A 10,505-nucleotide genomic window follows, 5' to 3' on the forward strand; every position below is an offset into this window, starting at 1 on the left:
ACCCCCACCCATAGTACAATACCCCCACTATGCTTGACGCCCTTCGATGGTTTATTGCCGTAGAGTTCATTGGGCTGGCGGCTTTTCCGCTTGCCTTCTGCCTTCTCCCTAAACTTGCCGATAGGGGCTTTACTCTCGGCAAACCGCTTGGCATTCTGCTCGTCTCCTACCTGTTCTGGGTTCTCGGACTGGCACATATCCCCACCGCGCAGCCCACTGCCATCGCCCTCGTACTCTTGCTCGCCGCCGCGTCCGCATACCTCGCATACCGACACCGCGACGACCTGCGAGACTTTATCGTCCGCGAGTGGCGCACTCTTGCCGTCGCAGAGGCGATATTCCTCGTGTTCTTCATCGGATGGGCGCTCTTTCGCGCGTCCGACCCGTTCATCAATCATACTGAGCAGCCGATGGACCTGGCACTGCTCAGCGCATCGATGAACTCTGTCGTCGGGCAGCCGGAAGACCCCTGGCTGCGCGGCGAATCCGTCAGCTACTACTACTTCGGCTATTGGATGATGGGCGCGGTCAGTCAGATAGCCGCCGTGCAGTCGAACATTTCGTACAACCTTGCTATGGCGCTCATCCCCGCGATGGCGGCGGCGGGCATATTCGGTCTAGTCGTCAACATGGCGCGGCTGAACACCGCATTCCATGTCTTGACAAAGCCCGGCGCTGCGCATCCTGCGAATAGCGACCGGCCGCACAGCGATACCGACAGCGTGGTTGACGATGACACGGATGACGAAGACGCAGGTAGCGTGTCTGCAAACGGCGATGACGAATCGCCCGAAAACGCCGCGCCTGCGAGAGCGTCATCAGGCGACGAATCATCGAGTGCCATTACTCCCGCGACCAACGCCGACGAATCGCAGAACGGCGCAGCGGCAGCGTCCCATTCCATAACCCCTTCGGAAGGCGCGCACAAGAACACGAACCTCGCCATCGTCGCCGGCGTTATCGCCACGGTGCTGCTTGGGGTTGTGTCCAACCTTGAGGGTGTGCTGGAGTTTATGCGGCTTAATGGGATGGGGGCGCAGGGGTTGTATGACTGGATTCGCATCAGCGGCGTGGACGGGCCCAACGAGATGCCGCCGGTAGGATGGGCACCGACCGAGCACTGGTGGTGGTTCCACGCGAGCCGCGTCATCAATACCTTCGACGGCATGTACTTCATCGACAACACGATTCAAGAGTTCCCGTTCTTCAGCTTTATGCTAGGCGATATGCACCCGCATGTGATGTCTATCCCGTTCATCGCGCTCTTCGTAGGTATATCGATGAACTTCTATCGCTTGCCATCTTGCTTCTGGCGCGAATATCGCAGCGTATATCCTTATGCCATCATCCTTACAGCCGCGATGGTTCTGGGCGGGCTTGGATTCAACAACCTATGGGACATGCCTACATTCGCCGCGATGCTAATCGGCGTGCTCGCGCTTACCGCATACCGCGAGGGCAACGGCGTTTGGCAGTCGTTCGGCAGCGCAATTTTCCCTGTTGGGCTTGCAATTGTCGCGCTTGCCGTGCTGATGTACTCGCCATACCTGCTGAATATCGACGCGACAGTAGAGGGCATCGGCGTGGTGGTTACGCACACCCGCGCGATTCACATGTTCATCGTGTGGGGCTTGTTCCTGACAGCGGTTGCGCCGTTCCTGCTGGCTACATTCTGGCAGACAACCGTGCAGCGCGACTGGGCGGCGCAGGGCATCACGGCGCTGGCGCTGGCGTTCGTGCCGTGGCTGCTCTGGTCGCTCGCGTACCTGCCCAGCGACGGCAGCGTGGGCGAGGCGGTCGCGCGATTCTTCGGCATATCGCCGCTGACGGCGCTGGCAGCGATAGGTGTTTACAATGCGCTCAATCTGGCGCGGCAGGAACGCGAAGGCGGCAGGCTGTTCGCCACGCTGCTCGCCGTGCTGGGATTGGGGCTGATAATCGGCGCGGAGTTCCTGTTTATCCGCGACTTCTTCAACAACCGCGGTAACACGGTGTTCAAGCTCTACTATCAGGCGTGGATACTGCTGTCGGCGGCGTCCGCGTTCGCCGTGTACTATTGGATGCGCACCATTCGCAGAAGGATGGGTTGGGGCAGATTCTTTGCGTACATCTGGGCAGCGGCGTTTGTGGCGCTGCTGCTGGGATCACTGTACTACCCGCTCGCCGGGATAAAGACCAAACCGGAGACGCCGTCTTTCGGACGTACCTTGGACGGCTTGGAGTTCGTGCGGCAGTACAACCCTGCCGAGTACGCGGCGATCGATTGGCTGAAGCAGAACGCGCCGCCGGACGCCGCAATCGTGGAGGCGGTCGGTGAATGGGGAGACTGGGCGCTAGTCTCGCGCAGCACGGGCTTGCCGACAATCGTCAATTGGCTCGGGCATCAGCGGCAGTGGCGCGGCGGCTGGGAGCGGTTCGACGCCGACAGCGCGGATGTCTCTCGAGCGCTGCGCGACCAGTACTTCGACGAGCGCGCCGCGGAAGTGGAGCGCATCTACTCCACTCTCGACCCCGCGGAGGCGCAGCTCATCTTGTACAAGTACGACATCAATTATGTGTACATCGGCCACCGCGAGCGCGACCTATACGGCACAGAAGGCATGGCAAAGTTCGAAGCCATAGCCGACCGCGTATTCGCCTCCCCCAACGGCGACTCGTTGATATACCGCGTGCGGTAGCCCGGTACGCGTGCGCAGCAAGAATCCATCCTCCCGCCAATCCCAAACTTGAGGGTGTCGGTTGGCAAAGTCCGCGAGAACGGGCGCCGCAGCGACGCACGTCATCAGGCAACCGACACTAAGATAGACGGCAATTACAAATCCCATGACGAGAAGATAGACAGGATCACATTTCTGCTACCTGGTTTTGCTGCCGCGGCGGCGGCCGCTATGCAATACAGTTGATTTCTGGCGACTCCCAGGAATCTGTTACCGCCTAATAATTCGCTTTGCCCTCATCTAATTTTCTCCCAAAAGGGGACAGGACAACGAAAAAGAGCAGGACAAGCTCAATAACCTGCCCTGCTCTTTTTCGTGTTAGCCGTTTCATCGGCTATCTATCACCGTCGGGCTTGCGCTTACGCCACCCGCGCGAACTTTTGCACTCTGGCGCCGTCTAGGGTTTCACCTACATAGAGGTCCCCTTTGGAGTCCATTGCTACGGCGTGGCCGGCGATTATGTCGCCCGGCGTGTCGGAGCTCATGCCCCAGCCACCTAGCCACTGACCTGTCGGCGTCATTATCTTTACGCCGGCTGGATGCGACAGTGCGTTTGACTTAGGCTGGTCTGGTCCAAGCCCCTGAAAGAAGCCCAAGTCCGTTACGAACATGTCGCCGTCCGGTCCCTGCACGATGTGGTCTGGGCGATGCACGCCGCCCCATTCGCTAATGAACTGCCCGTCCGGCGTGAACACCTGTATGCGGCTGTTCTCCCTGTCTGCGACGTAGATGTTGCCCTCGCTGCTGATGCAGACGGCGTGCGGGATTCGGAACTGCCCCGGACCTTCGCCCGGTTCGCCCCACGAGTGTATGCGCTCGCCTGTCGCCGTGTAGTGGTGGATGCGAGCGTTGCCGTAGCCGTCCGCGATGTACAGCGAACCGTCCGCCGCAATCGCGATGTCCGTCGGCCGGTTGAACGGCTCGCCGCTGAACATCTCCGGCGGGTCATTCGGCGTGCCGAGCGTCATCAGCAGCTCGCCGTCCGCCGTCCACTTGCGCACCGTGTGGTCGCCGATGTCCGTAGTGTACAGGCTGCCGTCGGGACCCGCTTCGATGTGGTGCGCCGAGCCGAACTGCCCTTCGCCCCAGCTGTTCAGCACATTGCCTTCAGTGTCCAGCACTATAATCGGGTGATCACTGCGGTTGTACACGAAAACACGATCCTGCCCATCGACCGCGACGCCGACCGCGTGATTCCACTCCCAACCGTCGGGCAGGGCGCCCCATCCCGGCACATGCTCATAGACATACTTCCCGTAGCTGACTCTTATTCCGCTCTCACCCATTGGTGTCTTCCTCCTTTATGCGTTTAGCTCTTTGCGTTCGATTCTTGGTTGTAAAATACGACTTTGCCCCATCCTGTCTATCGATGTTAGTTCCCCATACTGGGCGAACGGGCAGAATTATAGCACGCTTTCGTGATACGATGAGATTTGGCGAAATTACTGCTATTCTTGTGCTATTCTGCGTAAGTGAAACACACTGACCGGCATATCAACGCGCCGGCATACTAACATCGCGAGGTAAGACATGCTCGAACGATTCAAAGTACCCAAGCAAGACGAAGTGCGCGTTCCCATCGAGTCGCTCCAAATCGTGATTCAGGCGATATTCGAGAAGATGGGCAACTCGGAATCCGATGCGGCGGAAGCGGCGGAAGTACTGTCCATGACCGACCTGCGCGGCGTGGAGACTCACGGCGTTTCCAATATGCTGCGCGCGTATGTTACCCAGTACACCAGCGGGCAGGTCAACCCGCAGCCGGACTGGCGCATCGAGCGCGAGACACGCGGCACGGCGGTCATCAACGCCGACAAGGGGCTTGGCGTCGTGCTGGGCAAGCGCGCGATGAACATCGCCATCGAGAAGGCGCGCGATGTCGGATTCGGCGTGGTAACGATGAACAACGGCGCGCACCTCGGCGCTGTCGGGCACTTCTCCATGCTAGCCGCGCAGCAGGATATGGTCGGAATGTGCGCCACATCCGCCGGCAGGGGCGTCCTGCCCACATTCGGCGCGGAAGGACGCTTCGGCACGAACCCAATATCCATTGCCGCGCCTGCGAACACCGAAGCGCCGCTGCTGTTCGACGCCGCCACATCGCAGATTGCCGGCAACAAGTTCTCACTCGCGCGCAGAGTCGGCTCCGACCTGCTGCCCGGCTGGATTTCCGACGAAGAAGGCGCGCCGATTATGGAAGAGACGCCCGTTCCCGGTGGCGAGGGCGTGAACTACGGCAGCCTGCTACCTATGGGCGGCACGCGCGAGAACGGCTCGCACAAGGGCTACGGCTTCCTGATGATTGTGGACATCCTGTGCGCGTTTATGTCCGGTTCCGTTCCCGCTGTGTTCGACGAGGAGTACTTCGAGAGCGGCTACAAGCACTACTTCGCCGCGTACAATATCGCCGCGTTCACCGATGTCGCCGAGTTCAAGGACAACATGGACCAGATGCTTCGCACGCTGCGCGAGACGCCGCCCGAGCCCGGCAGCGAGCGCGTGCTGTACCCGGGACTCGCCGAGTACGAAGAAGAGCAAGACCGCCGTGCAAACGGCACCATCCTGCACACCGAAGTAATCGGCTGGTTCGAGGAAATCTGTGACGAACTGGAGATACCGCACTTGCAGACGTACTAGGTTTTCTCCTAGCGAGGATAATATGACTGATAAACATTTCCCGAATGAGGTCGCAGGTGAACTGAAATGGTATGTTTATCGTCTGATAGACCCGCGCAACGGCGAAACCTTCTACATAGGCAAAGGTAAGAACGACCGCGTCTTCGCCCACGTCAATGGCATGAAAGGTGACTACGGAGACTACGTAGAAGACCAGAAACGACAACGCATCAATGATATACAAGCCGCAGGCTTGGAAGTGGGACACATAATTCATCGCCATGGCATGGCGAGCGAATCGACTGCTTACGAGGTCGAAGCCGCGCTGATTGATGCTTACCCCGGACTCGTCAATAAAGTAGCAGGCAAGGGGTCTAGGGACTTCGGCACCAGACATGCATCTGAAATCATCGCTGAGTACAGAGCGGAGCCTTTTGAAGTTGAGGAAAAATTGATCCTAATCTCCATCGGAAGGATGTGGAGAGAACGTGGCGTTTACGAAGCTGTAAGGGGTCGCTGGAAGATACATAAAGATAGAATCAAAAGTTACAAACTGGTCTTGGCGCACGTCAGAGGGCTAGTTAGAGGCGCATACATACCAAGACAGTGGCTTCCCGGAACCAGAGAACACTTCCCTTTGGAGAGTGAAGACGCGCCCGATAGAATCGGCTTCGTAGGTGACCCCGCTGGACCTGAAGTATGGAACAAATACGTTGGGAAACGGGTGCCGGGCAAATATCGGAAAAAGGGCGCTGCCAACCCAATCCGATACTGTGACCCGTAACTTGCTGACGCACTGACCGACTGACGCACTGACCGATTTCTGCGAGGTGAAACATGGGGGAGACCGACGGCGATATAGCGCAAATTAGCGGCGAAGCGCCCGGACAAGGTGAGGCAATTTAATGTTTTTCTCTTTGTTCGGAATAACACAAAAGGAGATGTAGTGAGCGCAACGGAAGCCGAAATCATACTCGAACTCGCCATTGATAGGGGCGCGCTGACTTTTGGCGAGTTTCGCCTGTCTGCGGGCGGCACGAGTTCGTACTACTTCGACGGGCGCATCGTGACGCTCGACCCCGCGGGCTCGTACCATGTGGCGCGCGCCTTCCTGCCCATGCTGCGCGAGTGCGGTGCGGATGCCATCGCCGGTCCCACGCTCGGCGCTGACCCTATAGTCGCGGCTGTCGCATTGTTGAGCCATCAGGACGGCGACGGCGCGAGCATACCGGGCCTCATCGTGCGCAAGGAGGCGAAAGAACACGGCGGCAAGCGCGCCATCGAAGGCACGGTTGTACCCGGCTCGCGAATCGCCGTAGTGGACGACGCTTGCAGCACCGGCGGCAGCCTGTTCCACGCCATCGACGCGGTCGAGGACGCGGGCTGCGAGGTGGTCAAGGTGCTCGCCATCATCGATCGGCATCAGGGCGGCAGCGCCGAACTGCGGCGGCGCGGCTACGACTTCACCGCACTGCTAGAGGCGGACGCGGACGGCAATGTTCGCCCTGTCAGCCGGGACTAGCGGGTGAACTACGGCATGCCGCTTGACCTGACAGGCGTTCGATGGCTGTTCTTCGACCTCGGCTACACGCTCATCAACGAAGACGGCGCTGCTATGGGACGGCTGGCGCAGGTGTCCGATGCGCTAGGGCAGCACGGCATTGAGGCATCGCCCGCAGACCTTCGCGCCGAGCTTGAGGCAGCGTCCGCGCGCTTCGACCCGAACCCGTTCCGCAGCCTGCTGCTCCCCTTCACCGACGACGAAGATGTGATCGCGTTCGTGCGCTCGTCGGGCAGGTATCCGAAGGAACTGGAGTCGCCATATCCGCAGACGTTGCCGCTACTGAAACGGCTGCATAGCGAGTACAAGCTTGGCGTCATCGCCAATCAGCCTCCGGGCACGCAAGAGCGCCTGACCCAATACGGGATGGCGCATTACTTCGATGTGTGCGTATCGTCCGGCGACGTAGGCATCAGCAAGCCCGATGCCGCGATATTCCACCTTGCGCTGGAACACGCAGCCTGCGCACCCAGCGAATCCGTGATGATAGGCGACCGCCTGGACAACGACATCCGCCCGGCAAAGGCGCTCGGCTTCCGCACAGTGCGCGTGCTGCAAGGTCCCGGTCGCTTGCAACAGCCGCGCAACGCCGCCGAGACGCCGGACGCCACCGCCGCAAACTTGGACGGAGTAGCAACGCTGTTTGGTAGTGTATAATATCCTGCGTTTCAAAATGCCAATACGGGGAAATTAGCGTTGATTTACAGGATGGCAAGATAGGATGAGTCCCTTCTCCTTCATAGGGAAGGTTAGGACGGGGGCAAAGAACCCCCAACACTGGGAGAACGATAGTGTCGCAAATTGCCGTTGAAATGGTATCCGAAGAAGTTCGGCGGGGACGAAACAGGCTGGCGATAACGGTTGTGCTTGGACACGCCATCAAGCACATCTACAACGCCGGTATGCACTCCGTCCTGCTCGCGGTGATGAAAGACGACTTGGGGCTTAGCGGCGCGCAGTTCGGCTTGCTCACCACATCCGGCCGCGTTACCAGCGGCGCGACGACGATGGTCGCGGGCTATCTCGGCGACAGGTTCGCCAACCGCTCCGGCGTGATGCTGATGATTTCGCTGGGCATGATGGGCATATCGTACTTCCTGCTCGGCAACGCGCCGAACTATTGGCTGATGCTCGCCGCGATGTTGCTGGTCGGAATAGGACCATCGCTGTACCACTCGCCGGCGATAGCATCACTCTCGCGCAAGTTCCCCGACAAGCGCAGCTTCGCAATATCGTGGCACGGCACGGGCGGCAGCGTAGGCGAATTCGTCGGACCGGTACTCACGGGTGCGCTGCTCAGCGGCGTGTACTTCGTGGCGTTCGAGTGGAACGAAGTACTGCAAATCAGCGCCGGTCCCGCACTGATATTCGGGCTGCTAATATACCTGATGATGCGCGGCATCCCGGCTGGCAGTACGGATACCGAGTCGCTGAGGGAATATTTCTCCAAGCTGTTCACGATGCTGCGGCGGCGGGGCATGCAGATGCTGGTAATAACGACCGCGCTGCGTAGCATGGGACAAGGCGCGATGATGGCTTTCCTGCCCGTTTACCTGCTGGAAGACCAGGGCATATCCGCGATAGTCATCGGGCTATTCATGGCGGGAATCCAGTTCGTTGGGATACTCGCACAGCCGGTGATGGGCTGGCTCGCGGACAGGCTCGGACACAAGGCAGTGCTGGTGCCTTGTACTGCGGCTCTGGGCGTGCTGATGATAGCGCTCAAGTATGCGCCGACAGACGACCCGCTCTTGTTCAACCTAGTGCTGCTGGAAATCGCAGTGCCCGGTATTCAGTTTGGCATAATCGCCTTGGCGATGGGCGCATTCCTGTACGCATTGCACGCGATATACATCGCGGCGGCGATGGATGTAGCAGAAGGCGAGGCGCAGTCTACAGTCGTCTCTCTGATATATGGTGCGTCATTGCTAGGCGCGTTCTCGCCATTCCTAGCGGGCGTCATAGTGGACTTAGGCACCACATCGGACTCCTTCATCTACGGCGGCATATCCGTAATAGCCGCCGCCGCTCTCCTAGCCATAACCCGCCTGCCACGCGTGATGCGAGGGTAGGTGTATTCACGAATCTTACGCCTTCACCTTATCGCGAGACACCACAGCAATCGCGCCAAGTGTTAACATCAACTCCATGTGGATGGCATGAACGGATGATATGAGGGGTGCGGCATGGGTGCCCTCAATTTGACCATCGAAGTAAGCGGCCGGCAGGGCGAGCAGTTTGAAGAAGTGGACGCGCTGGTTGACGCCAGCGCCGTTACCACCATGCTTCCCGGCTCCATGCTCAGACGTCTTGGCGTAATTCCCACCACAAGCGAAATATTCGCGCATGCCTGCGGCGAAGGAGGCGCTGCCCCTTTGCTAAGGGCATACAAGCTGGAAGGATTGCGCCTGGGACCCATACGCACAGCAACTCATCCCGTTGGACAGACCGCTGTCATTGCGATGAAATCATAGCCTCCCGTCCGGCTGACCCGCAATTGCTGTCCCCCGGCAATCCGTGTTAACATCCATCCGCCAAAGACAAAATCTGCGTAGGGGCTTGCCCGTTATTCGGGCGAGCTTCGCAGGGTGCGCTTCGCGCCCCTGAGTGGCCCTACGCGGGAAGATGTGTCTTTGGCAATTCGCACCTGTACCACAAGGGGGCAACTTTCATGCGTCCGCGCATTTCCCTCCCTTTGTGGCTGTGCCGAATCATCTTTCGTCTCTACCTAAACAGAAGGATGGGGAAATGAATATCGCATCAACCAGAACCGCCTTGATAGCAGCCGTCATAGTCGCGATCGGCGCATTCCTATTGCTTCGCATCGGTGGCGTGGATGCTCAATCAGCCTGCATCGAGACGATTACAAGCGATGGCGCTGTCCCCGGAAGTTGGGATGCAGCCTGCCTCTCCGAAAACACACCCACCGAGCCGACCAACCCACCGTCAGGAACCCGCTACGCCCGATTCTACACCTTCACGCTGAGCGAGGACGCAGACATAACCGCCGAACTCACATCAACCACCGACACACCGACACTTACATGTACCTGATGGAAGGCACAGGCGCGAACGGTACTGTCCTCCGCGAAAACGACGACATCATAAGCGGCAACACCAACTCCCGCATATCCGAACGCCTCTTAGCCGGCAACTACACAATCGAAGCCACCACCTACGAACTTCAAGCGACCGGCGACTTTACGCTTGCGGTATCGGGCTTGCCGGACGCATCACCACCTACCGCTACGCCGACAACTGGTACGGGGGATACTCCGACGGTGACGCCCACTCCCATTCCCGGGCAAACGACGCCCACTCCCTACCCTACATCCACGCCAACACGCACGCCTACGCCAGCGCCGACTACCGTGCCCGCCGATGTGCTGAACCGACTGGCCGCGCTCGAAACCCTTACGGCTACGCAACAAGGTCAAATATCCACACTGGAGAGCAAAATAACCGTACTGGACAGCAGGATAGCAATGCTGGAAGCGGACTCCCCTAGCCCCACTCCCACGCTAACACCTGAGCCGACCACGACTCCTAATCCGCGGTGCACAATAATTGCAGCGCACTCAGACCTGCGGAATTGCGAGTTCATAGGTGGG

General features: G+C 59.2%; 10 protein-coding genes. 9 read left to right on the top strand and 1 reads right to left on the bottom strand.

Annotated elements, in window-relative coordinates; genetic code table 11:
- Positions 1–29: 29 nt before the first annotated feature.
- Positions 30–2,678, top strand: coding sequence for a hypothetical protein (locus F4X57_11545; GenBank protein MYC07783.1), 2,649 nt, complete (start codon positions 30–32; stop codon positions 2,676–2,678).
- Positions 2,679–3,076: 398 nt separating this feature from the next.
- On the opposite strand, the gene F4X57_11550 is transcribed toward F4X57_11545, so the two are convergent.
- On the bottom strand, positions 3,077–4,003 hold the full coding sequence (locus tag F4X57_11550) for a hypothetical protein (GenBank protein ID MYC07784.1): 927 nt from the start codon (positions 4,001–4,003) through the stop codon (positions 3,077–3,079).
- 244 nt (positions 4,004–4,247) lie between these two features.
- On the opposite strand from F4X57_11550, the gene F4X57_11555 reads away from it, so the two are divergent.
- The 8 genes from F4X57_11555 to F4X57_11590 all read left to right on the top strand — a co-directional run.
- Positions 4,248–5,354: an Ldh family oxidoreductase gene (locus F4X57_11555; protein ID MYC07785.1), complete on the top strand. Its 1,107-nt coding sequence runs from the start codon at positions 4,248–4,250 to the stop codon at positions 5,352–5,354.
- A gap of 22 nt (positions 5,355–5,376) precedes the next feature.
- Positions 5,377–6,117, top strand: a complete 741-nt coding sequence (locus tag F4X57_11560) for a hypothetical protein (GenBank protein ID MYC07786.1) — start codon at positions 5,377–5,379, stop codon at positions 6,115–6,117.
- Between the two features lie 108 nt (positions 6,118–6,225).
- Positions 6,226–6,855, top strand: a complete 630-nt coding sequence (gene pyrE, locus F4X57_11565) for an orotate phosphoribosyltransferase (protein ID MYC07787.1) — start codon at positions 6,226–6,228, stop codon at positions 6,853–6,855.
- A 3-nt stretch (positions 6,856–6,858) separates the two neighbouring features.
- A complete protein-coding gene (locus F4X57_11570) occupies positions 6,859–7,551 on the top strand; it encodes an HAD family hydrolase (GenBank protein ID MYC07788.1) in 693 nt (230 codons plus the stop codon).
- Between the two features lie 134 nt (positions 7,552–7,685).
- On the top strand, positions 7,686–8,966 hold the full coding sequence (locus F4X57_11575; GenBank protein MYC07789.1) for an MFS transporter: 1,281 nt from the start codon (positions 7,686–7,688) through the stop codon (positions 8,964–8,966).
- 114 nt (positions 8,967–9,080) lie between these two features.
- Entirely contained in the window at positions 9,081–9,368 is a 288-nt protein-coding gene (locus F4X57_11580; GenBank protein MYC07790.1) for a hypothetical protein, read from the top strand.
- Between the two features lie 274 nt (positions 9,369–9,642).
- A complete protein-coding gene (locus tag F4X57_11585; GenBank protein MYC07791.1) occupies positions 9,643–9,948 on the top strand; it encodes a hypothetical protein in 306 nt (101 codons plus the stop codon).
- A partial coding sequence (locus F4X57_11590; protein ID MYC07792.1) for a hypothetical protein occupies positions 9,939–10,505 on the top strand: 567 nt, incomplete at its 3' end. The genes F4X57_11585 and F4X57_11590, both read left to right, overlap by 10 nt.

The organism is Chloroflexota bacterium, from assembly GCA_009840355.1.
GTDB lineage: Bacteria > Chloroflexota > Dehalococcoidia > Lucifugimonadales > JADFKI01 > Bin90.